This is a genomic window from Kitasatospora sp. NPDC085879, assembly GCF_040686255.1.
Lineage (GTDB): Bacteria > Actinomycetota > Actinomycetes > Streptomycetales > Streptomycetaceae > Kitasatospora.
In genome coordinates, this window is record NZ_JBFBJZ010000012.1 from 1 (window position 1) to 23,000 (window position 23,000).

The following is a 23,000-nucleotide window of genomic DNA, read 5'->3' on the forward strand; positions in this document are numbered from 1 at the left end:
GCTCATCATGCACACGACACTGGAGTCAGCCTGAACGACTCCGTACCCACGAACGGGCGACACCAGATCATCCAGAAACGGACTTAACGTCCTCTGAAAGGTGGCAGTCCGGTGGCCTGTCGTGACCGTGATCAAGAAGTGCAGTGTGTCGCATCCGACCGGGGGCGGCGGCGCCGTGGTGGGAATCGACGCTCAGGAGGACGCGGTGTCGTGTTCCGCCGGGACGACAACGACCGGGATGCGGGCGTGGTGGACGACCTCGGTACTGGTTGACCCGAGGGTGAGGCGTCCCCAGGCACCCGATCCTCGAGAACCGACCACGAGCAGGCAGGCGTCCGTGCTCGCTTCGAGGAGGACCTGCGCCGGACGACCGCGTTCGCAGACGATCTCCACGTCCACGGATGGTCCGCCGAGCTGTTGCTGCAGCTCCTTGACGGAGTCGGCCACGGCCTGCGTGACGAGATCGCGCTGCTGCGGGATGGGGCCGGTGCCGGGGCCGGAGTCAGCCGTCCATTCGAATCCGGAGTGCTGGGTGGGGGTGTACTCGTACGCGCAGACGGCCCGCAGGCCGGTACCGCGAAGCTGGGCCTCGCGGAGCGCGAAGGTCACGGCCTGTCGGGCGGGGGCTGACCCGTCCGTGCCGACCACGATCGGGTGGGCCGGGCGAGAGGCAGGAGTATCGGTCATCGGAGACCTCCGGCGATTCGGCGGGGGCGCGATCTCTGCGGAGCGAGCGTTGAGGACGTCGCGGGCGTTCCGCTCGGTCGCCGCGTGCGCGGAGCACCGTGAACCGCTGCGGATCCCTGCCCGGCCGGCGCCGAGGGCGGTAGTTCCAGCCGGCCTGACCAGGGGTTGGTAGCCCGTGTGCTTCTCAGCCTGCGCCTGTCCGTGCACGGGCACCAGCGCACGCCCGCCCGGCGTCCGTGCGCCGGGCCGGCCGAGGCCCGGTCGCGGGCGGAGCCGTCCACGGGGCCGCTGGACAGGCGGTACCAGGACGAACATGGTGGCGTCACGTACGAGTACGACCTGCACCCGAACGGAGTGCTGCGGATCCTGCGCGCCTTCGAGGACGCTCCGCAGGTGGTCGAGGTGTGCTTCAGCCCCGCGGCGTGGCTCCAGGTCGCGGGCACCTGTGCGCGAAGCGGTTCCGGGTACTTCCGCTGACCATCGGTGCGTCCGCCGCGCACTCGCATGGCGGGTGCGCCGACGGACGGCTCAACGATTGGGGGGAGCGGCCGCCGTGCCGGAACCGGACGGCGGAGACGACCATGGCGATGATCAGCACGGCGATGCCGATGAACAGCAGGTAGAGCAGGCTCTCGGCAACGACGCCGACGATGCCGAGCACGATCGCCAGGATGATCAGGAACAGCACCAGGGCCATCCTCGGCCTCCTTCGAGGTCTGCCGGGTCCTGTCGGCGTGCCGGCCGGCGTTCACCGCCCGCGACCGGCGCGAAGCGCCGGTTCGCGGGCGATGCAGGATTCGAGCCTGGGAGGGGCGGCACTCCGCTCACCCGTCCGCCCGATCCGGGGTGCCGGCGGTTGTGGACGCCGACGGAAGGAGCCGGAGTCGGGGCAGACGGCGAGCCGCGTGGGTCGTCCGCTGCCGACCGCTCTCATCCGCCTGCGCGCGGGTCCGCCGGCGGCGCACCCGCAGCCGTCAGGAGGTCGGTGCCGGTGAGCGTGTTGGCCGGGTCGGACGCCGCTGTCATCAGCCACTCGGCGGCGGAGGCCTCGGCCTCGGGGGGAATCACCAGGAGCTGCAGGCGCAGAGGGACGAAGGAGCACACCATCACCTGGTCCGCGTCCTGCTCCTGTTCGAACCACCCGACGTGTATGACGTGGCCTGCGACCGGGACACGCCGGGGGATGACCGGCCAGTGCGTCGGATTCACGGTGACACGGGTGATCTTCCCCCATGTGGGGTCCAGTGCTGCCGCCAGCGGGGGGAGTTCGCGCAGGAGGTCGTGCGAGCGGGGCCACCAGGCACCGTCCAGCCGACCGGGAGTGGCACCCTCGGGTGTCAGTGAGAGCCGGACCGGCGGTTCTTGCCCCGGTGGCTGGGCAGACGCGGGGTCGAAGGTTGCGGTCATGTCGAACACCTGCCCTGGGCTCGTTGAGGACGGCCTGGTGCTGCCGCCGGGGGAGCGCAGGAATCCGCAGGCCGTGGACGGTGGGCTCTTCCACCGTACTCCCGCCACAGTCCGGCCTCGGGCGGACAGGGGGCGGCCGGCGGGTCGCCACCGGGTCGTACGCCGGCCCCCTTGAAGGCGGGCTGCGGCGGCGTCTCTTGAGCTCGGCCCGACGGCTGTCCCGGAAGCGTCTGCTGCGGTCCCCGGCCTCCTTCGCGGTGGCGAACCGCCCGAGAACGGGTGAGGTGTTCCGGCGGTCCTCGCGGGCGACCGGCGGCAATCCGCAACGCGGAGCAACGGATTCACCTCAGGAGCCGGTTCGTCTGGACGCCGTGGGGCTGTCGGCCGCACGGCCGGCGCCTTTCCCGGGCGGCTCGATCGGGCAGACAGTGCGGCGGTGGACCCACGCGACGATATTCGTGCAGCTGAAAGGCCCGATTGCGCGCTTTGCCGGAGTAGCCTGGAAGGTGCCGGAGAACTTACCGGTAGGACGATCGCGAGGAGGTGCATATGCAGAACAGTGGAGCAGGAGCCCTGATTCTGCGACTCGCAATCGCGAAATCCCAGGCCGGCCTTTCGGCCGGCAGATAGCGGGATCGCCGAGGTGGCGGGGGCCGCAGGTGCAAATCCTGTTGTTCAGTAGAGCGTTCATTCAGGGCGTGGGCCGTTTCCGCAGGGATGCGGAGGCGGCCTATTTGTTGTTTCCGCCAAGTGGTAGTCGCGGTGCGATCCCATCTCGTGGCCACAAGCGTTCCGGCCGTTTCTTTCCGCTGCGATCCGGCGGATGTCCGAGCGGCTCGGGAACACCGTGGAAGCATGTTCGTTTCCTCGCCCGGTGACCGTGCAGGCGTCGCGGTCGCCGGGGACCAGCCGATCGGATGCGGAGGTGGGTGGGAGACATGATGAGTCCCGACGGACAACGTCCCGTTGTGGTCGGCGTCGATCCCGAACGCCCCAGTCGCATGGTGCTCGGCTGGGCGGCCGATGAGGCGAACCGGCGCCACCTGCCGGTGCGTGTCGTGCAGGCGTGGAAACCCGCACCCCGGGAGAGCAGCTGGCCCCGGCTCTGGCCCGAACTCCACGAACGTGCCCGACTACTCCGTACCGCAGGTGAGCACGCGCTTCACGAGGCGACCCGGTTCATCAGCGAACGCCACCCCGCCCTGCAGGTGTCAGCCCGGCTCATCGAGGGGGACCCGGCCGAGGTACTCAACCGGCAGGCCGAGCGTGCCATGGTGCTGGTCCTCGGCTCACGACCGCTTTCCGGCGTCCGGGAGGTGTTCCACTCCGGGGCGGTGACTCTGCCCCTGATCGCGCACGCGAGCTGCCCGGTAGTGGTCGTCCGGGACCCGGAGCACATCACCCAGCAGCCGGCGTACGTCGTCGTCGGCGTGGACGGCAGTCGAACGTCACAGGACGCCGTGGACTACGCGTTCGAAGCTGCGGCGCTACGGGGTGCACGGCTGCGCGCTCTGTACGCCTGGAACCCTTCGCGTCTCTCGGCGGCCGATGACTACCGAGTGGAGCAGGAATCGCGCCGCGTGCTCGCAGAGGTAGCCGCCGGGCGGCGGGAGCCCTACCCGGAAGTGGACCTCAGGCACGAGGTGGTGCGCGGACATCCGGTGGCCGTCCTGGCCGAGGCCTCGAAGCATGCCCTGGCCCTGGTGGTCGGCACGCGGGGCGCCGGGGGTTTCACCGGCCAGCTCCTCGGGTCCGTCGGCCAGGGCGTCCTGCATCACGCTCGGTGTCCAGTCGTCACCGTGTCGGGGCCGCCCGGGCCTGACGGACTCGCGCAAGGGGCCTCAGACTGAAGGGCCGCAAAACTGCCCAGCACGCTGTTCGCAACCCGTTGCTGTCAGGCAGACCTCCAGCCAGGCACTCGTCGTGATCAGCGGCGGCGCCTCGGGTCTGGCGTGCGTGGGAGCCGACGGGCGGCAGATGGTCGCGTCTACGATGACAGCCTGTTCGACGGGCGCAGGGGTTCCATCAGCACTTCGGCCTGGTGCACGTCGACTTCGAGACGCTGCCCGGTTGTGGTGGCTGACGGCACGCGGGAGCCGGTGGGGGAGCCGGTACAGCTCGCGAGAGGTTCTTGCGCGTCAGGCAGACCATCGGCATCACCGACTGGTGCAGCCCGATCGCCGCGGGCTGTCCGCCCGGTCTCACGACCTCGCCGAGCAGCTCCGCACACCGCCTGTGCGGCAGAAACCCGTTGTCCGCTGTCGGGCCCCGTGAGAGCATCAAGGGTCAACGGTCCGCCTGCTTTCTTCTGCGCTTCGCAGCGCACATGAAAGCGTGCGGGCCGTTGCCATGTCCGCGGTTCTGAGCAATCCACCAAGATCTGCGAATGGCAGGTACCGTTTGATGCGCACACCAGAGCTGGCAGAAGCCTGCATCGAGGATGCGGGCAACATCTTGGTTGCGCCTTCGATGTTGCGCGACAATGACTTGATCAGGGACTTCTTCGGGTCCGTGATCACGCCGGAGGACCTTGCTTCCGGTTCGCCCGACCTCAAGCAGAAGACCGTGTACCTGTGCGGCAACATGTCCGGGATCAGCGGCCACCACCTGCATGCGGCCGCCCGGGTATTCGTCATCCGGGAGCTGTCGCACGGTTACCGCGAAGGTGTCGACGAACCTTGGACCTTCGTCGACCTCGGCCGAGTTCCCATCCGCGTACACGGCGTCGGCGTGTACTATCGCCGCTTTTTCGGACTCGGCGCCGATCACTTCGGGCGGATCCGTGCGGAGCACGTGTTCCAGTCCCTGACGGAGTCCACCAAGCCTGGGACAGCCCATCGCAGCGGAATCTATCTGACGCCCGTCATGCGAAGCGGTGACGAACTGCATTTCTGCCTGCTCCGGTGTTCCACGAATCTCTCGGGGCCGACTGAGAGTTTTCGCCCGACCGACACGCGCATCGTCGAGGCTCTGAACCGCGAGGCCGCTGCCGTCTTCCGGAACCAGGCACCGCTGAATCACGTTCTCGCTCAGATCTACCACAACACCCGCGCCACGGCCGAGCGCAAGCAGTCGAAGGCCAAGATCTCGGCCCATGCGGACAAGACCAAGGACATGCCCGTCAACGGCATCATGGCCTTCTGCACCTTCTACGACCGGCTCGACAACCTGCAGCCCCTGGCCGAAGACGCCTTCGACTACGGGGTGAAGGGCGCCAGTGGCCTGACCAGGCTCCACTTTCGCCTCAAGGAGCCGGCCGAAGAACGGGGCGGGGTCGCGCTCCCCCCGGAGTTCACCGTGACTCTCTACCCCGGATCCGTGTTCTTCATGCCGCTGTCCACCAACCGCCTGTATACGCATGAAATCCGGCCCTCAATGCTGGATGCCGAGTTGCTCCCGACCCGCCTGGGATACGTGGTGCGCTGTTCGAGCGCCGAAGCCGTTCACGTGGACGGCCGCACGTTCCTCAAAGTGGCCGGAGATCTGGTGGAGCTGGGGCCACCCACGCCGGCCGGCATGGACGAGCTGCGCAGGCTGTACGCCGAGGAGAACAGGACCTCGTCCTTCGTTGACTACGGCGACGGATTTCTCTTCAGCATGAATACGGGAGACTATGTTGCCCCGCGGGTCTAGGATCTCGGACGAGATTCTCTCGTGCGCTTTGCCGATCGAGGATAATCTCTTTGCGGAGCTGTCCGCGTCGGCTCGTTTGGAAGACGTAGGAAAAGGCCGACGAGGCGCCGTGCTTACCAAGATTGACCAGGAGGGCGGTGTGCCTCTCGTGCGTACTACCACTCGATACGGAAGTCCGGTGCAGCGTTTCCAGCCGGCGCATGAACGGCTGGCGCAACTGATTCAAGATTGTGCAGCGCTTCCGGTCGGCTTCAACAACGCGCTCATCGAGAGCTACACGAACGCCTACAGAACAATGGGCAGTCATTCCGACCAAGCCCTCGATCTGGCCGACGGGTCGTTTATCGCGGTCTTCTCCTGCTATCAACATCCCGAATCGAGCCCGCCGAGGAAGCTGATCTTCGAATCAAAGGGGTCCGGTAGTGAGAATTTCGAGATCCCCCTCACCCACAACAGTGTCGTCGCGTTTTCTGTCGAATCGAATCGGCGGCTCAGGCACAAAATAGTATTGGACGCGCCCGCCCGGATGCCGGACAATCAATGGTTGGGTGTAACGTTTCGAACGTCGAAGACCTTTGTTCGGTTTCGCGACGGAAATGCATACCTGCCGCAGGGTGCGCGCCTCATGTCGGCCGACGATGAGCAGAGGCGCGAGTTCTACCGACTACGGCGCCGTGAGAACAATGAAACGGACTTCGTCTACCCACTGCTGACGTACACCATCAGCGAGAGCGATCTGATGCCACCCGTGTGACCTTCAGGGCCGTCGAACAACCTTGCGTACCGCGTTCGGGGCGTGGCGGCAGGACGGTCGGCAAGTCCTGGAGCCCCGCTATGGCAGGACCCGCGAGTCCTGCAAGACCTCCTAGTGCTCCAGTGTGACTTCGCGATCTACGCGCTGGAGGGGGCGGAGAGCTGCTGCCGGTAGTGGTTGCGACGTGCCGAAGCTTGGTGGCTTCTGCGCCAGTTCGACCAGTGCAGGAGTGCGTTCAGGGCTGTGATCGGTGGGCTGAACAGTGCGCCGATCAGGTGGCGGATCTCCGGGACGGTCAGGTCGACCGGCTCGCCGCTTCGGGCCGGGCGGTTCGGATCCGCAGGTCTGGTGGGCCGCGTGTCGTCGACGGCGACGGCCAGGAACGCGAGGGCGAGCATGGCCAGGGTGACGTGCCGGTGCCAGGCGGTTCAGTTCCGGACCTGGTAGTGGTCCAAGTCGACCTGACCCTTGGCCGCCTGGAAGCACTCTTCGATGCACCAGCGAGTACCGGCGACGCGCACGAGCTCCGACAGCGGCACGATCCGGGGCGACCAGCACAGGTAGAAGGCGAGCTCGCCGGTGGTGGGATTGCGGCGAATCAGCACGTGGCGGTGCTCGTCAGCGCCGATGTGCACCCAGGCCCAGTCGTAGTAGCGGGGCCCCTTCGCCCCGGAGCCGGCGCTCTGCCGGTGCCAGGCCGAGGCGGGCAGGCGAAAGGCGGCCTCGTCCGCGCGGATCGCCGTGCGGCCCTGGTTGATCCGCACGCTGGTCGCGCAGGAGACCGCCAGCACGTAGCCGACCCCGCGGGCCTCCAGCCCGGCCCGCAGGCCGGGGTCCTGACCGTAGGCCTCGTCGCCGGTCACCCACGACGTGCTCACTCCGCGTCCAACGCCTGCTCGATCATCTGCAGGGGGCGAGACGGGGCTTGGTCGTGAAGACGACGTCCTCGGGTACTCCGGCCCTGCGGCGCCGCTCGGAGTCGCGGCTCCATGTGTGTTCGGGCAGGTAGAGACGGCGGTCGATCAACGCCCGCCCTCTACTGGAGGCGTAGGCGAGGAAGACGCCCACCTGGCTGTTCTCGATCCACCCGGCGGTGCCGGTGCACTGCCGCTGGACACCCGCCGAACCACGACCCTTCTTCAGGAAGCCCGTCTCATCCATGGTCAAAACACCGTCACCGGCGCCGAGATGGTCCGCGACGTAGCGGCGGACCTCGTCGCGCGCCGCACCCGCGTCCCAACAGGCGGACCGCAGCAGCCGCTGCATCGGACCGGGACGGCTATGGCCGGCGTGCTCCGCCAGCTGCCAGCAGTTCTTGCGCTCGGTCCCGGACAGCAACCCGAGCAGATAGGCGCGGGCCGCGGCCCTAGGTTCCACTCGCCCGAGCAGGCCCGCAATCCGAGCCATGGCCTGGTCGAACAACGCCTGCCATCGAACGGGGTCTACGCTACGGCCCACGGCCACCGCACGATCTTCAAGAGTCCACACAAACCCTTGATCATCTCGCGGTGGCCGCACGCATCAGGCGTCGTAGTACTCGCCGTCGTCACCCTGGACCTTGGCCTCCAGAACATCCGCCACTTCGAGCATCGTCGCGATCACCGCATCGCTCGGGTTCTTGGACACGATCCGCACGGCGCTCCACCACATCGGGGCCACCGCGAGGCCGGGATCGGCAGCGACCACCGCTTCCCCGCCCGCTGCGGTGATGTCCTGGCCCTCACCGTCAGTTGTATCCGCGTGGTTCGTCGCCTGCCGTCTTGACCTGCTTGCGGTAGGCCCCCGGCGGCGATCCGAAGTGTCGTTTGAAAGCTTTGGCGAAGGCGAACTCCGACGTGTACCCCGTGTGCTGCGCGATTGTGCTCAGCGGGGCCGGCGATTGGTGCAGCAGCCGCGCCGCGGTGGCCATCCGCCAGTTGGTCAGGTAGGTCAACGGCGGCTCGCCGACCACCGAGGCGAAGCGGCGGGCGAACACCGCACGGGACAGCCCGGCGCGGGTGCCCAGCGACTCCACGGTCCAGGGATGGCCGGGATCGTCGTGGATCGCCTTCAGGGCCGGGGCGACTGCCGGGTCGGTCAGCGCAGCCCGCCAACCCCGTGTCCGCTCCTTCGGCAGTTCGGCGTACCACGACCGGAGGATGTACAGCAGCAGCAGATCGATGAGCGCCGTGACGACCGCGTCCGAGCCCGGCTGCGGCGCGTGGAACTCGGCGCACAGCTGATCGACCGCCGAGCGCAGCACCGGGTGGCGGCCCGGAACCGCGGGGAGGTGGATGACCTCCGGTAGATCGCTGAACAGCGGATGCGGGCGATCAACGTCGATCGCGTACGCGCCGCACACCAGCACCGTGTGCGGCCCCGGTCCGTCCACGGTGACCTGGCCGATCGGCGAAGAACGGTCCACGCGCTCCGGTACGAAGTCCACCGGATCGCGGCCCGGCACGTCGCACAGGGTGTGTCCGCTGCCGCGCTGCAGGAACACGATGTCGCCGGGTCCGAGCGCGAGCGGTTGGCCGTGCAGTGGCAGCAGGTGGCAGTGCCCTTCCACGACCACGTGGAATCCGGCTCCTGAGATGGGTTGGAACCTCAGGGCCCACGGGGCGTGCGCGTCGGTGCGAGTCACCATCGGGCGTCCCGTGCGCAGGACTTCGAGGGTGTCGCTCAGGATGTCCATAGCGCCACTCTAGTGCCTGTATGGCGAGACGATATGACAGGGAATCGAGATCTTAAGTCATTCACCGTCTCGATGCGGAGGCGTACGTTCTTGCCATGGCAGTGCCGAACTCCGCACTGCATCGACGAAGGAATGGATCCCATGTCTCTGGCTGGAAAGAAGATCGTGATCATCGGCGGAACCTCCGGCATCGGTTTCGCGGTAGCCCAACAGGCCGCGGCGGCTGGCGCGGACGTCGTGGTCGCCTCCAGCAATCAGGACCGCGTGGACGCCGCGACGAAGCGGTTGGGCGAGCCGGCCGAAGGCCGCCGCCTGGACGTCGCCGACGGCAACGCCATCGCCGCGTTCTTCGAGCAGGTCGGGGAGTTCGACCACCTCGTCTACACCGCGGGCGAATCTCTGCTGATCAAGCCGTTGGTCGACACCACCCCGCGGGAGGCCAGGGCCGTCTTCGAGCGCCGGTTCTGGGGCGCGTTCCTCTCCGCCAAGTACGCTGCACCGCGACTGCGCGACGGCGGCTCGATCACTTTCAGCTCCGGCGTCCTCGCGATCCGCCCCCTTTCCGGAACCGCGCTCACGGCAGGTATCACCGGCGGCATCGAGGCGCTGTCCCGGGCGCTCGCCGTCGAACTCGCCCCTCTGCGCGTCAACGTGATCCAGCCCGGTGTGATCCGCACCGAGCTGTGGGACGGCAGTGTCCCGGACCCGGAGGCCTTCCTCCGGGGCGCCGGGTCCGAGCTGCTCACGCGGCGTGTCGGCACTGCCGAGGAAGCCGCGGCGGCCTATCTCTTCGTCTTGGCCAACGCCTACGTCACCGGCACCACGCTCGCGATAGACGGCGGCGCGGCACTGGTGTGACACAGGCGCCACGCATACCAGCCAACGGAACAGCGCCGCACCCGCGCGACGCGTTCCTTGCCGTGGCAGTCGACGACGCGAGGCCGACCAGACGTGCGGATGCGAGCCGCCCGGCCCGAAGCGGAGACCCGGTCGACCTGACCGGCCCGGAGATCCGCCGCCTGATCGGCGCACTGTTCAGCCCACCGATCACAGCCCTGAACGCACTCCTGCACTGGTCGAACTGGCGCAGAAGCCACCAAGCTTCGGCACGTCGCAACCACTACCGGCAGCAGCTCTCCGCCCCCTCCAGCGCGTAGATCGCGAAGTCACACTGGAGTACTAGGAGCGGAGCAGTCCGTCGAGGAATGCGTTGCCGAAGACGCGGTGCGGGTCGTGGCGGTCCAGGACGGCGATCGCCTCGTCCCAGCCCGGGCCGCCGCTCGTGCGGAGACTGTCGGGGATGATGCGGCCGAGCACGTCCGGGTCGGCCCAGGTGGCGTCCTCGGTGTAGGCCCAGCCCTTGGACCACTCGACCCGCAGGCCGGCCCGGGTGCCGTCGAAGGTGCGCAGCAGGAACTGTTCGAGGTCCCGGCAGAACCGGCGCAGGCCGGGGGTGCCGGGCAGGCTGAGGACGTCCACCCAGACGGCGGTGTCCCACTCGGGCTTGTCCGGGTGGGGCCGCAGGGCGGAGAGCAGTGGTGGTCGGGCGCCGGGTACGCCGGAGACGGCCGGGTCGTCCAGGCCGGTGACCCTGATCTCGACGGCGCCGTTCACGGGGTACTCGCCGCGCTGCTGGTACTCCGTCAGCAGCCGCTGGTAGTGGGTGGTGAACTCGCTGACCACCCACTGGAGATCGGCCCGCCGGGCGAGTACCGCGTACCCGCTGGCGGTGACCCGCAGGGTGGTCGGCCGGACGTACTGGAGCACCGCCCGCGACGGGCCCCACAGGTCGGAGTGCAGGCCGTCCGCGAGCAGGTGGGTGAGCAGCTCGCCGGTGAGCAGGCTGCGCAGCAGACCGGTGGAGAGCAGGACGTCGGTCAGGTCGCCGGTGAGGCCGATCTTTGTGATCAGAAACTGGAGTTGGCCGAAGGTTGGGGCCAACCACCAGGCTCCTTCGATCAGTTGGCCGGCGAGTTCGGCCACCGGCTTGGGGATGTTGTCGGAGAAGGGGTAGTTGTACGGCTCTGTGACAGTGCGGGCCGCGAACGGGCGGGTGGGGGTGACCTGCCAGGTCTTGAGCCAAGGGTGCGTCGTGAAGGCGTACCAGATCGCCTCGGCCCGGCCGTCCCGGGCGACGAAGTCGGCGAAGGTCCGGTTGCCGGACATGCCCGGTGCGGCGAAGAGCTCGACGGCCGGGATGTCGAGGCGGCTGACGCAGCGCAGGTTCCGGTCGGCGCCGACCCGGAGCACCACCTCGGTGAGGAAGGCCCGGCCCAGTTGGACCAGGAAGGCGGCACTGTCGGCCTGGCTCCGGTCGAACTCCCTCAGCACGTAACGGGCTTGCGAGTCGTCCCAGACCACGGCGGTGAGTGAGACGACGTGACTGCTGAGCGAGCCGAAGCCGTGACCGGTGGGCGAGGTCTCGCCGGTGGCCGGCACGGCGGTGCCGTGGCCGCCGATGGCGAGTACGCCGCCGACGGTGAGATCGCCGGGCGCGGGGCAGGCAGTGACACCGAGGCCGTGACCGGCCAGCCGGGCGAGCAGGTCCTCCATCGAGGCGCCGGTCTGCACCCGGACGGTCGGGGCTCCGGCCACCGAGCTTCCCGTCAGGGCGATGGAGGTGAGGTGCTGGGTGGTGTCGACCAGCAGCACCTGGGCCGAGGCAGGGGTGCCAGGGGTGACGGTGAGCGGTGCCCAGCCGTGCCGGTACCCCTGCGGACGCAACCGCCAGCCTGCGGCGCGGGCCCAGTCGGCGAGGTCGGCGACCTGGCGCGGATTGCTCGGCGCGCAGACCCAGAGCGGGTCGGTTCGGATTTCACCGGCCCAGTTCTCGTACACCCGTTGGTAGGGCGTCACCCCGGCCGGGAGCCCGGCGGGGGCGGCGCCGACCGCCCGCGCGCTGTCCGGCCCGACGGTGCCGCGCAGCAGCCAGGCGGCGGCTCCTCCGCCGAGCCCGGCGAGCGCCTTACGCCGGGTCAGGCCACTGCTTCGGTCAGGCCGTTGGTTTGCCACGCGCTGACGCTATCAAGGGAGATGGCCAGGTGCTGACGCTGTCGACGGAGATCAGCCGCGAGTCGCCTTCGGTCCGGATGGAATGTCACCCGGACATCGGCGTCCATCGGTGAGAACGACCGGTACGGTGCCGTTTCGCCAGGTCGCGTGTGGGGGACGACGATGATCCGGGTCGCATCGCGGGCCGGCAGTGCAGCCTCGACAGCGGATGCCGAACCCGGGGCCACTGCGGCTGGAGCCGCTCGGTGGTGTCCACGACCACGGCCGGACCGGGCCGCTGGATCGGCGCCGGCACTCGGTGGTCCGCCCGGAGCGTGGGGCTGCGGATGCGGCAACAGGGTGTTCGACGGGCGGAAGGGTTCCATCAGCGCTTCGGGCTCGTCCACGGCGACTTCGAAACGCAGCGGCGCACGCCGAAGGCGTCGTACGGGTGGTGCAGCCGAGGACACCGTGAATCTCCCGCTGGCCCGCCTGCCCGGCGGCACGCCCAGCGCGTAAGCGCGTAAGGCAGTCGTCCGTCACGCCCACTTGATGGAGCAGCCCATGCTCGGCCGGTGCGGTTCCGGGACGGTCCGGCCGGCCAGCACCAGGTCGATGGCGTGCCGCAGCAGGCCCCCGGTGACCGGCTTCCCGTTGCCGGGCGTCGAGTCGTCCATCGCGCCCCGGTAGGCCAGCTCGCGGTGCGCGTCGTAGAGGAAGAAGTCCGGTGTACAGGCGGCCTGGTACGCCCGGCCGACGGACTGGTCGAGGTCGACGAGGTACGGGAAGGCCCACCCCGTGCGTGTGACCTGGGCGCGTAGCCCGTCGGTGTCGTCGGCGGGTGCGACGGCCGGGCTGTTGCTGCAGATCCCGACGACCGCGAGGTCCGGGAACTCGCCGACCAACTCGGCGAAAGCCTGCTCGACGTGCCGTACGTACGGGCAGTGGTTGCACAGGAAGGCCACCAACAGGGCCGGTGCGGCGGCGAAGTCGTCCCGTGCCACGACCCGGCCGTCGATCGCGGGCAGCGAGAAGTCCGGCGCCGGTGTCCCGAGTGGGACGAGGGTGGAGATGGCGGCCATCTGATTCACTTCCTCTGGTCGACTGCGGCGGCCGTGCGTATACCATCATGGTCGTCCGGTGGGACCGGCGGCTGCCAATTCACCGATGCCGGTCACCGCGACGTCTGTGTCGGCCGCAGTGACAACCGCCCGCCGATCGGCGGCGCCACCGCCGGCGACCGGGCACCGGGCTACTGCGACAGCCACTGCGCCGACGACGAGTGACCGGCCGACGTCGGCCACACCTGGCGTGAACCAGTGCGGCGTCCTCGACGTCCTGCTTCGCCGCGCCTGTACCGACGGACCGGCCGGGGTCGGGGGAGTCGGAGTCGTCCCCGACCCGGCCGGTCGCCCGGGGTCGCGTGTCCGTGGTGTCACCATCTCGTCACCGGACGCATCGGCCGGCCGGCAGGTTCGCCCGCATCGAACCCGGAGGGCCGGCGCATGGGAAGATCGCTTCCCCGACACCATCCGCATCAGAGCGGTCGGCGAAGCCGTCCGAATCGTCATCGAGGAGCAGCTGTGACCGAGCAGCCCGGCCCGCAGCAGCGCATCGCCGACGCCATCCGACCAGCGATGCTCAACGGTCTGCAGGACGCCGACCTGATCGGCGCGCCGGGCGCCGAGCGCATCAACCAATGGGTCGACTGGATTGCGGCCGTCATCGCCGGCCACGTTGTGGAGCCGATCACCGCCGAACGCGACGCCTTCGCGGACCGGGTGGACACCCTCACGCACGTCGCGAGGCGCCACAAGGAGGGATACAAGGACGCGGCCCGGGACGTGCAGCTGCTCGAGGCCCGTGTCGCCGAGCTGGAAGCGGAGGTGACGCGGTTGCGTGCACCCGGTGTCCTGCCTGCCGGCCCGGGGGTGGAGCCCGACGTGACATCGGTGGGCGGCACGTCGGCCCAGTCGCTCCGGGACCGGCTCCGCGCCAGGTACCCCGTCACCGCGGAGGCTCTGGACCGCCGGGATACCGAGGCCGGTCCGAGCCGGAACGCCGAGGACTGACAGGCCGTCGGACCGTTCGGCGGCGGCGTCAGTCGTACGGCACCGAGCGCGCCAGAAGGGCGGCACCGCGGCGCCTCGCGTGCTCGTGGGTGACCCGGACGATCTCGTGCCAGAAGGGCGCCGCGGTGAGGTAGGTGCCGAGCGCGGCCATGATCCCCAGGGCCACGTCCACGCTGATCCGGCCCTCCTCGGTCCAGTACACGTCCTGCAGGTCCAGCAGCAGCGCGAACTCGTCCGCGATCAGTGCCGTACCGGCTCCGTAGCCCCCGGCGACCAGCGGATGCCGGACGGCCCGCTCGTCGCCGCGTACGGCGACCAGGCCGACGCCGGCCAGGACCGCGATGCCGATGTTGTAGTGGTGCAGGTGCCGCCCGCCCGCCGACATGTTGCCCCAGGGCAGCCAGCCGCCCCGGATGCCGTGGGTGATCAGCCGGACGGTGCCGAAGGTCGTACCGAAGGCGGTCCAGGTCACCAGGAGGGACCGCTTGGTCGGCGTCAGGTGGGTATCGGCAGCCTGGCTCCAGCGACGTACCAGGCCCTTGGCCGGGGAGCCGCGCTGCCCTGCGTGGGCGCTCATGAACCGGTCCCCTCTCGTTGTTCCTGCCGACGCTCGGTCCGATGCTTTCCCACCGCCCCCCGCGCGGTTGCCTTCCCCGCGATCCGCCACCCGGACGGCGCAAGGCCGCTGCCGCAGGCACAGGGGACCGGCGGTGTGCGGCCCGCAGCCGAGTCTCACGGCTCGCGCCGGGGCGCGTCGGGCGGGCCTGCCCGGGGCCCTCTCTACGGCGTGACCGGTCCCGGGGCCGCCCAGGGGAGCGAGTACCAGGAGAGGGCGGCGAGGACCGTCGCGCCGGGCAGCTCGGCGCTATAGGCGAGGACCTGGGCGAGCAGGTAGTCGGGACCGTGGTGCGCGGACCAGATGTCGAAGTAGGCGTCCATCGCCAGCAGCACGGCGGTGGCGGCGGCCAGGGGGCTGGTGGCCCGGTGGCGGCGGCGCACCAGTACGGCGAGCAGCAGCAGCGCCGCCACCTCCATGACGTCCAGCCAGACCCAGGAGTTGGCGAGGTTGCGCGCGCCGAAACGGCGGACCGACAGGCCCAGCACCACGATCCACGGCACCAGCAGGAACGCGGCCGCCCGCAGCCCGATCGGCAGCCATCGCCGGATCGCCGCCTCGCGAGCCGTCGGTACTTGTCCCGGTACGATCACACGCCGATCGTATCGGCGTACCGCGGATCCGTGGCAGCCGCGGTGCACCCGGCCACCGTGGGCGCGGGGAATCGCGCCGGTCCCGGCAGACACACGGGATGATGACAGGACCGGGGTGGTGTGCGGCTGGGGGCCAGGTCGTGCCGCGACAGCGGATGCAGGACGGCCTGCTGAGCGGCAGCTACTCAGAAGTAACGTATCCCGGTTCAAGCCGAGCGTAGCGATTCACGCACCCGATCCACAGTCGCACCAGGGGTGACGTGCGGCAGCAGCGCCCGCGCGCGGCGCAGGGGCAGATGTCTGCGCCAACAAGCTTTTCACCGGGCCATGTTGACGAAGTCTCACGGCATTCGGCCACCCCCGCGTGTGACCGCCTGGCTTACCGGTTCGGGAACGCGGCGACCATGAACGCTGCGTGGTGCGGCGGGCCGTCGCCGTCACCACGCAGGCTGACCCGCAGCACCGTGCTCTTGTCGTCCTGGCTACGGCAGCGGCAGCTCGGTCCACACGGTCTTGCCGTCCCGGGCGTAGCGCGTACCCCAGCGCTCCGTGAGCTGGGCGACCAGGAAGAGACCGCGCCCGCCCTCGTCGGTCATGCGGGAGCGCCGCAGGTGGGGTGAGGTGCTGCTGCCGTCGGAGACCTCGCAGATCAGGAATCGGTCGCGGATCAGCCGCAGGATCACCGGTGCCCCGCCGTAGCGGTAGGCGTTGGTGACCAGCTCGCTGACGGCCAGTACGGCGGTGAAGGCCAGCTCGTCGAGCCCCCACTCGGCCAGCGTGGCGGTGGTCAGCTTGCGGGCCCGGCCGGCGGCGGTGGGGTCTGCGGGAAGCTCCCAGGTGGCCACGGACTCCGCCGCGAGTACCCGGGTCCGGGCGATGAGCAGCGCGACGTCGTCGTGGGAGAGCTTCGGAAGCAGGGCGTCCTCCACCGCTTGGCAGGTCTCCTCCAGCAGCTCGGCGGGCCGGCACAGCGCCTCGCGCAGCCGCTGCAGCCCGATGTCGAGATCGCGGTCCCGCGTCTCGATGAGCCCGTCGGTGTACAGCGCCAGCAGGCTGCCTTCCGCGAGATGGAGTTCGGCGGCCTCGAAGGGCAGCCCGCCCAAGCCCAGCGGAGGCCCGGGGGGTAGGTCCACAAGGCTGAAGCGGCCGTCCGGAGTCACCACCGCGGGCGGCAGGTGGCCGGCCCGCGCCAGCGTGCACTGCCCGGTGACGGGGTCGTACACCGCGTAGAGGCAGGTCGCTCCGACGATCTGCTGGGTCTGTGAACCTCCGCCGGCCGCCTCCTGCTCGTCGGCCAGGCGGTTCACCAGATCGTCCAGATGGGAGAGCACCTCGTCCGGCGCGAGGTCCAGGTTGGCCAGGGTGTGGACGGCGGTGCGCAGTCGGCCCATGGTGGCTGCGGCGTGCAGGCCGTGACCGACCACGTCGCCCACCACCAGGGCGACGCGGGCCCCGGAGAGCGGGATCACGTCGAACCAGTCGCCGCCGATGCCCGCGGCCGGATCGGCCGGCAGATAGCGGTGGGCGACTTCGACGGCACGGTGCTCGGCCAGAGCGTGTGGCAGCAGACTGCGCTGCAGGGTCAGCGCCGCCTGGTGCTGCTGAGTGAAGCGGCGGGCGTTGTCGATGCAGACGGCGGCGCGGGCCGCGAACTCCTCCGCGAGCGTGAGGTCGTCCTGCTCGAACGGTTCGGGCCGCCCGGCCCGCCACAGGCTGACGATGCCCAGCAGCAGGCCGCGGGCGATCAGCGGTACCACGATCAGCGAGTGGGCCCCCAGAGCGACGGCGCGCCTGGAGCGCTCCGGGTCCTGGAAGTACCAGCCGGGGCTGGTCTCCAGCTCGATTTCGAGGACCGGCGCCTGCACGGTGAGGCACTTGGCCTGCGGTGTGCGGTGATCGAAGGAGAATACCTCGCCGACCGGGTACATCACATCGAGCGCGTCCTGCCCGACCGTCCGGATCGCCGTTCTGCGCATCGGCCCGGACGCCCTCTGGACGGGTTCCTCGCCCCGGATGACGGGCTCCAGAAGGTCCACCGCGACGGCGTCGGCCAGATCGGGGACCGCGACGTCGACCAGTTCCCGGGCGGTCTGCGCCACATCCAGGGTGGTGCCGATCCGGGCACTCGCTCGGTTGAGCAGCGCCAGCCGGCGCCGGGCCCGATGGCGATCGGTGACGTCCTCGACCATCTGGGTGACCCCGAGGATCCGGCCTGCAGGGTCGTGCATCCGGAAGGCCGAGATCGCCACCATGCGCTCGCGGTCGGGATCCCGCCGTACCCGGCAGGGCTGCTCGGTGAAGATCAGCGGCTCGCCCGTCTCCAGGACCTGCCGCAGCAGTGCCTCGATCGTCTCCACGTCGGGACCGATCATGAAGTCGCTCATCAGCCGGCCGCGGTGCTCATCGACCGGGACCTCGCTGAACCGGGCGATCGCCCTGTTGACCCGCAGGATGCTCAGGTCGGGGGCGTGCACCGACAGGCCGATCGGAGAGCGCCGGAACAGGCCGTCCAGGACCGACCGGTCCGTCTCCCACTGGACCACCTCCTCGGCCGGCGCCATGACCAGGAACCACTCGGACCGCAGGTCGACCCGGGTCACGGCACGGGCGCGGAAGCCCAGCTCCACTCGGCGGCCGTTACGGTGCAGCACCGGCAACACTCCGTACCAGCCGCGCTCGTGCTCACACTCCGCAACCGCGTTCAGCACCGCATCCCGATCGGCGGGGTGGACCAGGAACTCGGCGGCAGCGCGACCGAGCACCTCGCGCGGCCCGTAGCCGAGCAGGGCCTCGGCTCGCTCGCTCCAGCCGACGACCCTGCCACGGTCGTCCAGGACCGCCCAGGCCGAACGGGCCACCGCGAAGGGGTCCTCGGGAGCCTCGCCGAACGCGGGCACCGGTGCGTCCATACCGCCAGTATCACCGAGAGCGGATCACCCGACTTGCCGAGACGGGAGGGGCGATCGGACATGCCGGCGCCCGTCTCGGATGAAGCGTCGTCCGCTCGCGGTCGTGCGGCGGACGACATGCCGGCATGACGGTGGATCAGCCGAGCGCTCGGTCGAGGTTGAAGGCGGCACTGATCAGGGAGAGGTGGGTGAAGGCCTGCGGGAAGTTGCCGAGCTGCTCGCCGGTCCGGCCGATCTCCTCGGCGAACAGTCCGAGGTGGTTGGCGTAGGTCAGCATCTTCTCGAAGGCCAGCCGGGCCTCCTCCAGCCGCCCGGCGCGGGCCAGCGCCTCGACGTACCAGAAGGAGCAGATGGAGAAGGTGCCCTCGTCACCCCGCAGACCGTCCGGACTGGCGACCGGGTCGTAGCGGTAGACCAGCGAGTCGGAGACCAGGTCCGCGCCGAGTGCGTCCAGGGTGGAGAGCCACTTGGGGTCGGTCGGGGAGATGAACTTCGCCATCGGCATCATCAGCAGGGACGCGTCGAGCACATCGTCGTCCAGCCCCTGGACGAACGCACCCCGCTCGGCCGACCAGCCGCGGCTCATGATCTGCCGGTAGATCGCGTCGCGGGACCGCCGCCAGCGGAGCAGGTCAGCAGGGAGGCCGCGTCGGTTGGCCAGCCGGATCGCCCGTTCCAGGGCCACCCAGCACATCAGCCGCGAGTAGACGAAGTTCCGCCGGCCCGCCCTGGTCTCCCAGACGCCCTCGTCGGGCTGGTCCCAGTGGTCGCAGAGCCAGTCCACAACGGCACCCACCTCGTCCCAATGGCCGCTGCTGATCGGCTGTCCCCACTTGTCGTAGAGATAGACGGAGTCGATCAGCGCACCGTAGATGTCGAGCTGGAGCTGTCCCGTGGCGGCGTTTCCCACCCGCACCGGGGCGGATCCGAGGTACCCCTCGAGGTGGGGGAGTTCGTACTCGGGCAGGTCGCTGCGCCCGTCGATGCCGTACATGATCTGCAACGGCCCGGTCGGGCCGGCGCCCCGCAGGATTCCGCGCTCGGAGAGGAAGCCCATGAACGCCTCGGCCTCCGAGGTGAATCCGAGACGCAGCATGGCATAGAGGCAGAAGGCCGCGTCGCGGACCCAGACGTAGCGGTAGTCCCAGTTGCGCTCGCCGGCGATCTGCTCCGGCAGGCTGGTCGTCGGTGCGGCGACGATCGCGCCGGTGGGGGCGTAGGTGAGCAGCTTCAGCAGGAGTGCGGACCGGTGCACCATCTCGCGCCACCGTCCGTGGTAGCGCGAGTGGGCCAGCCACTGGCGCCAGAACCGAACCGTCGCCCCGAACTGCTCCTCCGCCTCGACGCGGGGGCACCCGCGCGGGCTGACGTCGGCACTCGCCACGTCGAGGGCGAAAACGGCGGACTCGCCCTCGAGGAGCTTGAAGTGCGCCTGCACGTCCACACCGTCGCCCTCGATCGGCACCGTCGCGGTCAGCGCCAGCGCCAGCGACGGAGCGCGGAACACCGCCCGGCCGGGCTCCAGCTGCACGGTGTGGCGCTCGGCGCCGTAGCCGAAGCGGGGCGCGATCCTCGCCCGGAACGGGAGAGTGCCCCGTGCGCAGATCACCCGCCGGATCAGCCGGTGCCGGTCCGCCTCGCGCGACTCGTCGACCACCGGCATGAAGTCCTGGATCTCCGCCACCCCGTCCGCGGCGAAGAACCGCGTGATGAGGACGTTCGTGTCGGGGAAGTAGAACTGCCGGGTACGCGTCGGCACGTCGGCGGCCAGTTCGAAGGACCCGCCCTTGTCGGCGTCGAGGATGGACGCGAAAACGCTGGGCGCGTCGAAGCGCGGGCAGCAGTACCAGTCGATGGTGCCGTCGGTGGCGACGAGCGCGGCGGTGCGGAGATCGCCGATCAGGCCGTGCTCGGAGATCGGCATGTACCGCGAGCCGTCCAGCCTCTCGAAGGTCGCGCTGTCGCGTGCCATATCGGCCTCCTCACACAGCCGCCGAGGACACCCGGCAGGACCTCGCTTTCATGCTAGACCGCCGTACCGGAACGCCGCCCGGCCGCAACCGTTGAGGAGGATCGGCTCCCGGCCATCGGGCTCTTCGACGACCGACGGGGACTCGCTCCACCGGCCTTGTGACCGCTGACCCTGTGACCGCCACCGCGCCGCCCTCCCGTCCGGCTCGGCTCGGCCGTCACTCACCGGAATGGTGCGGCCACTGTCCGCGCCGGCGCTGACCGGCGGTCTGCCGGGGCGCCCGGCCGAGCAGCGGGTCGCGTTCTCGGGTCGGTCACACCTCGTCGTGCCAGGCGAAGGCCGAGATTCGCCATCCGTCCGGGGTGCGGACGAACTGGATGGTCTTGGTGCCGCCGCCCTCGAACGGCTCGCCGTCCAGGATCCCGGACTTGCGGTACTCGCCGAACCGCGAGGCGATGTCGCCCACGACCTCGGTCCGCTCGGAGGTTTCCCATTCGGAGAACTCGACCAGGCGGCCGTCGGCCAGCAGCCGCACCCGTGGCTCGATGAACTCCTCGACGGTGTAGGCCGTGAAATTCGGGTTGGTGCTGACGATCACGCCACCAGGAAGCATCAGGCGGCGGATCCGCGCCACGTCGGCGGGCTTTCCGTCCCGGTTGTCGAAGGCGCCGAAGAACTCGGCGGTCAGCAGATCGATCTCACTCTTGGACACGGCGCGACAGTAACATTGCACAGGAGTGCGGCGGCAGTGGTTCGGTGAATCGGCGGCGCAGAGAGCAGTGCTCGGAACCTGTGGATCGGCGGGGCGTCGCTGAGAGGGGCGGGCCCTCCGCGGCGGGCGGGTGCGGGGCCGACGTGACGTCAGAAGCTGCTGCGCCGGCGGACGGTGGAGATGACGTGACCTGCGGGCCGCCGAGCCCGGCACCGCCCCGACCCTCAAAGGTCGATCGCGGGACGGCCCTCAGCTGCGCTCGGGAGTGGTGAGCAGGCGCAGGGTCATCTCGGCGAGGCCGGCTTCGACGCGTTCGGCCTCGGACGAGGCCGCGTGGCGGAAGCCCTGGGAGGCGAGCAGGGAGAGCAGCCACCAGGCCGCGGTGGCGGGGTCGAGGTCCGGGCGTACGCTGCCGTCCTGCTGTCCCCGGGCGAGGAGTTCGGTGAGCACCTCCGCCACGGCCTGGTTCGCGTTCCGGGCGGCCCGTGCGATCGTCGGGTCCGCTGCGAGGGCCATTGCGTCGGAGAACAGGACGCTGAGCGTGCCGCGGGCATGGACCTGTGTCAGGTGGTCGGGGGCCAGGAACTGGGTGAGCCAGGCGCCGGTGGACCCGCTTGCGGCGGCCCACTCGCGCATCATCTGCGTGGCGCGCAGGGCTGCGGTGTCGAGGACGGCCGCGAAGACTGCGGCCTTGGAGCCGAAGTTCTGGAAAACGACCGGTTCGCTGACCCCGACCCGCCCGGCGACATCGGACATCTTGGCGCGCTGGTAGCCGGCCTCCGCGAAGACCTCGGTGGCCGCGGCGAGGATCGAGGCTCTGCGGTCGGCGGCGTTCAGCCTGGTCCGGCGGGGGCTTGCGGCGGGGGTCGGCTCTGGCACATCTGCATCCTAGTGGGCCTCTTGCGGACAAACTTAGTAGTGACTAAGTTAAGAGTACTTAGTCACGACTAAGAAAGGGTGGGCCATGGAGCTCGCACGCTTTCTGCACGGCAGTCCCGACAGCCGGACCGCCGGTACGACCATCGCGCACGGGCGCGGATACGAGGCGCTCAGCACCGCCTTCTTCCTCGGCCGCCGACGCGCCGTCTTCACCCGGCTCGCCCGGCTGAGCGGCGCCCGGCCCGGCGACCGGGTCCTGGACGTCGGCTGCGGCACCGGCTACCTCACCCGAGCCGTGGCCGAGGCGGTCACCGGCTCCGGGTCCGTCCTGGGCATCGACCCCTCCGGTGACGCCGTGGCCCACGCCCGACGCCTGGCTGCGGGCCTGGCCAACTGCACGTTCGCCGACGGCATCGCGGAGGACCTCGACGCCGAGGACGGCACCTACGACGTGGTGGTGACGAGCCTGGTGATCCACCACCTGCCCGAGCAGGTCCACGAGCGCGCGGTCGCCGAGATGATGCGGGTCCTGCGCCCCGGCGGGCGCGTCCTGGTCGCCGACTTCCGCCCGCCGAGCGGCCGGATCGCACGTCACCTGGTGGGCGCCGTCACCGGCCCGGCGATGGAGCACAACCCCGTCCACCTGCTCGAACCGCTGGTCCGTCGTGCAGGCTTCGGGCAGGTCGTCGCCGGAGACCTCCCGTGGATCCGCTACGTGCAGGGCATGAAGCCGGAGCACGCCCGATGAGCGCCACACCACCGGGAGGCGTCCTGAGACTGTCGGCGATCGCCCTCGTACCGGCCGGACTCGCGCTCCACCTCTGGCTGGGCACGAAGGCGGGCCTGGCTCTCGCCGCCGTGGGCGCCCTCTGCCATGTGGCGGCGGGAACGCTCGGTCGGAGGTGGCTGCGTCGACGGGGAGAGCGCGGCGAGTAGCCGCCTGCGTCGGTCGGGTCCGCGTGGGTCGCCACCCGAGCTTCCCCGGTGAGTCGGATCCGTACCGCCGTCGCGGTCGGCCACGCGGATGTGGCGCCGCGGACCCGTTCGAATCCGGGTGCTGTCGTCGGCGGCCTCGGCGTGATGGATCATCATGTCGCGGCA

20 protein-coding genes and 2 pseudogenes are annotated in these 23,000 nt (G+C 69.9%); 7 read left to right on the plus strand and 15 right to left on the minus strand.

The window, feature by feature from the left end; translation table 11 throughout:
• Positions 1-192 precede the first annotated feature (192 nt).
• The 3 genes from AB0P35_RS11865 to AB0P35_RS11875 all read right to left on the minus strand — a co-directional run bounded on the left by AB0P35_RS11865 (position 193) and on the right by AB0P35_RS11875 (position 2,094).
• Positions 193-687, minus strand: a complete 495-nt coding sequence (locus AB0P35_RS11865) for a universal stress protein (protein ID WP_363509623.1) — start codon at positions 685-687, stop codon at positions 193-195.
• Positions 688-1,096: 409 nt separating this feature from the next.
• Complete coding sequence (locus AB0P35_RS11870; RefSeq protein WP_363509625.1) at positions 1,097-1,384, minus strand: hypothetical protein; 288 nt, start codon at positions 1,382-1,384, stop codon at positions 1,097-1,099.
• A 233-nt stretch (positions 1,385-1,617) separates the two neighbouring features.
• Positions 1,618-2,094, minus strand: a complete 477-nt coding sequence (locus AB0P35_RS11875) for a DUF5994 family protein (RefSeq protein ID WP_363509627.1) — start codon at positions 2,092-2,094, stop codon at positions 1,618-1,620.
• Between the two features lie 938 nt (positions 2,095-3,032).
• On the opposite strand from AB0P35_RS11875, the gene AB0P35_RS11880 reads away from it, so the two are divergent.
• The 3 genes from AB0P35_RS11880 (at position 3,033) to AB0P35_RS11890 (ending at position 6,481) form a co-directional block, all read left to right on the plus strand.
• Positions 3,033-3,944 (plus strand): universal stress protein, encoded by a 912-nt coding sequence (locus AB0P35_RS11880; RefSeq protein ID WP_363509629.1) that lies wholly within the window; start codon positions 3,033-3,035, stop codon positions 3,942-3,944.
• Between the two features lie 553 nt (positions 3,945-4,497).
• A complete protein-coding gene (locus tag AB0P35_RS11885; RefSeq protein ID WP_363509631.1) occupies positions 4,498-5,727 on the plus strand; it encodes a hypothetical protein in 1,230 nt (409 codons plus the stop codon).
• Entirely contained in the window at positions 5,708-6,481 is a 774-nt protein-coding gene (locus AB0P35_RS11890; RefSeq protein ID WP_363509633.1) for an alpha-ketoglutarate-dependent dioxygenase AlkB, read from the plus strand. Before AB0P35_RS11885 ends, AB0P35_RS11890 begins: the two co-directional genes overlap by 20 nt.
• Before the next feature lie 137 nt (positions 6,482-6,618).
• Here AB0P35_RS11890 and AB0P35_RS11895 read toward each other — a convergent pair whose 3' ends face one another.
• From AB0P35_RS11895 to AB0P35_RS11910, 4 genes and pseudogenes are all read right to left on the minus strand, one after another.
• A complete protein-coding gene (locus AB0P35_RS11895) occupies positions 6,619-6,879 on the minus strand; it encodes a hypothetical protein (RefSeq protein WP_363509634.1) in 261 nt (86 codons plus the stop codon).
• Positions 6,880-6,912: 33 nt separating this feature from the next.
• Positions 6,913-7,888, minus strand: a pseudogene (locus tag AB0P35_RS11900) (IS701 family transposase); the annotation flags it as partial.
• A gap of 114 nt (positions 7,889-8,002) precedes the next feature.
• Positions 8,003-8,167, minus strand: coding sequence for a hypothetical protein (locus tag AB0P35_RS11905; protein ID WP_363509635.1), 165 nt, complete (start codon positions 8,165-8,167; stop codon positions 8,003-8,005).
• 40 nt (positions 8,168-8,207) lie between these two features.
• Complete coding sequence (locus AB0P35_RS11910) at positions 8,208-9,155, minus strand: AraC family transcriptional regulator (RefSeq protein ID WP_363509636.1); 948 nt, start codon at positions 9,153-9,155, stop codon at positions 8,208-8,210.
• Positions 9,156-9,296: 141 nt separating this feature from the next.
• Here AB0P35_RS11910 and AB0P35_RS11915 point away from each other — a divergent pair, with 141 nt between their 5' ends.
• Complete coding sequence (locus AB0P35_RS11915) at positions 9,297-10,013, plus strand: SDR family oxidoreductase (protein ID WP_363509638.1); 717 nt, start codon at positions 9,297-9,299, stop codon at positions 10,011-10,013.
• 321 nt (positions 10,014-10,334) lie between these two features.
• Here AB0P35_RS11915 and AB0P35_RS11920 read toward each other — a convergent pair whose 3' ends face one another.
• Positions 10,335-12,167 carry a cholesterol oxidase substrate-binding domain-containing protein gene (locus AB0P35_RS11920; protein WP_363509640.1) on the minus strand — a complete coding sequence of 611 codons (1,833 nt, stop codon included), beginning with the start codon at positions 12,165-12,167 and terminating at the stop codon, positions 10,335-10,337.
• Positions 12,168-12,517: 350 nt separating this feature from the next.
• On the opposite strand from AB0P35_RS11920, the pseudogene AB0P35_RS11925 reads away from it, so the two are divergent.
• Positions 12,518-12,673 (plus strand): annotated as a pseudogene (locus tag AB0P35_RS11925) (beta-glucosidase); the annotation flags it as partial.
• Positions 12,674-12,685: 12 nt separating this feature from the next.
• Here the strand turns inward: AB0P35_RS11925 and AB0P35_RS11930 are convergent.
• A complete protein-coding gene (locus tag AB0P35_RS11930) occupies positions 12,686-13,228 on the minus strand; it encodes a thioredoxin family protein (protein WP_363509642.1) in 543 nt (180 codons plus the stop codon).
• Positions 13,229-13,729: 501 nt separating this feature from the next.
• On the opposite strand from AB0P35_RS11930, the gene AB0P35_RS11935 reads away from it, so the two are divergent.
• Positions 13,730-14,218 (plus strand): hypothetical protein, encoded by a 489-nt coding sequence (locus AB0P35_RS11935; RefSeq protein ID WP_363509644.1) that lies wholly within the window; start codon positions 13,730-13,732, stop codon positions 14,216-14,218.
• A gap of 28 nt (positions 14,219-14,246) precedes the next feature.
• On the opposite strand, the gene AB0P35_RS11940 is transcribed toward AB0P35_RS11935, so the two are convergent.
• The 6 genes from AB0P35_RS11940 to AB0P35_RS11965 form a co-directional block, all read right to left on the minus strand.
• Positions 14,247-14,795, minus strand: coding sequence for a hypothetical protein (locus AB0P35_RS11940; RefSeq protein ID WP_363509646.1), 549 nt, complete (start codon positions 14,793-14,795; stop codon positions 14,247-14,249).
• Positions 14,796-14,998: 203 nt separating this feature from the next.
• Positions 14,999-15,427, minus strand: a complete 429-nt coding sequence (locus tag AB0P35_RS11945; RefSeq protein ID WP_363509648.1) for a hypothetical protein — start codon at positions 15,425-15,427, stop codon at positions 14,999-15,001.
• 482 nt (positions 15,428-15,909) lie between these two features.
• Positions 15,910-18,336: a SpoIIE family protein phosphatase gene (locus AB0P35_RS11950; RefSeq protein WP_363509649.1), complete on the minus strand. Its 2,427-nt coding sequence runs from the start codon at positions 18,334-18,336 to the stop codon at positions 15,910-15,912.
• Positions 18,337-18,472: 136 nt separating this feature from the next.
• Positions 18,473-20,308: a glycoside hydrolase family 15 protein gene (locus tag AB0P35_RS11955; protein ID WP_363509651.1), complete on the minus strand. Its 1,836-nt coding sequence runs from the start codon at positions 20,306-20,308 to the stop codon at positions 18,473-18,475.
• A 313-nt stretch (positions 20,309-20,621) separates the two neighbouring features.
• Complete coding sequence (locus AB0P35_RS11960) at positions 20,622-21,020, minus strand: nuclear transport factor 2 family protein (protein WP_095876198.1); 399 nt, start codon at positions 21,018-21,020, stop codon at positions 20,622-20,624.
• A 249-nt stretch (positions 21,021-21,269) separates the two neighbouring features.
• Positions 21,270-21,899 carry a TetR/AcrR family transcriptional regulator gene (locus tag AB0P35_RS11965; protein ID WP_363509653.1) on the minus strand — a complete coding sequence of 210 codons (630 nt, stop codon included), beginning with the start codon at positions 21,897-21,899 and terminating at the stop codon, positions 21,270-21,272.
• An 85-nt stretch (positions 21,900-21,984) separates the two neighbouring features.
• On the opposite strand from AB0P35_RS11965, the gene AB0P35_RS11970 reads away from it, so the two are divergent.
• Positions 21,985-22,647 carry a class I SAM-dependent methyltransferase gene (locus AB0P35_RS11970; protein ID WP_363509655.1) on the plus strand — a complete coding sequence of 221 codons (663 nt, stop codon included), beginning with the start codon at positions 21,985-21,987 and terminating at the stop codon, positions 22,645-22,647.
• Positions 22,648-23,000 lie beyond the last annotated feature (353 nt).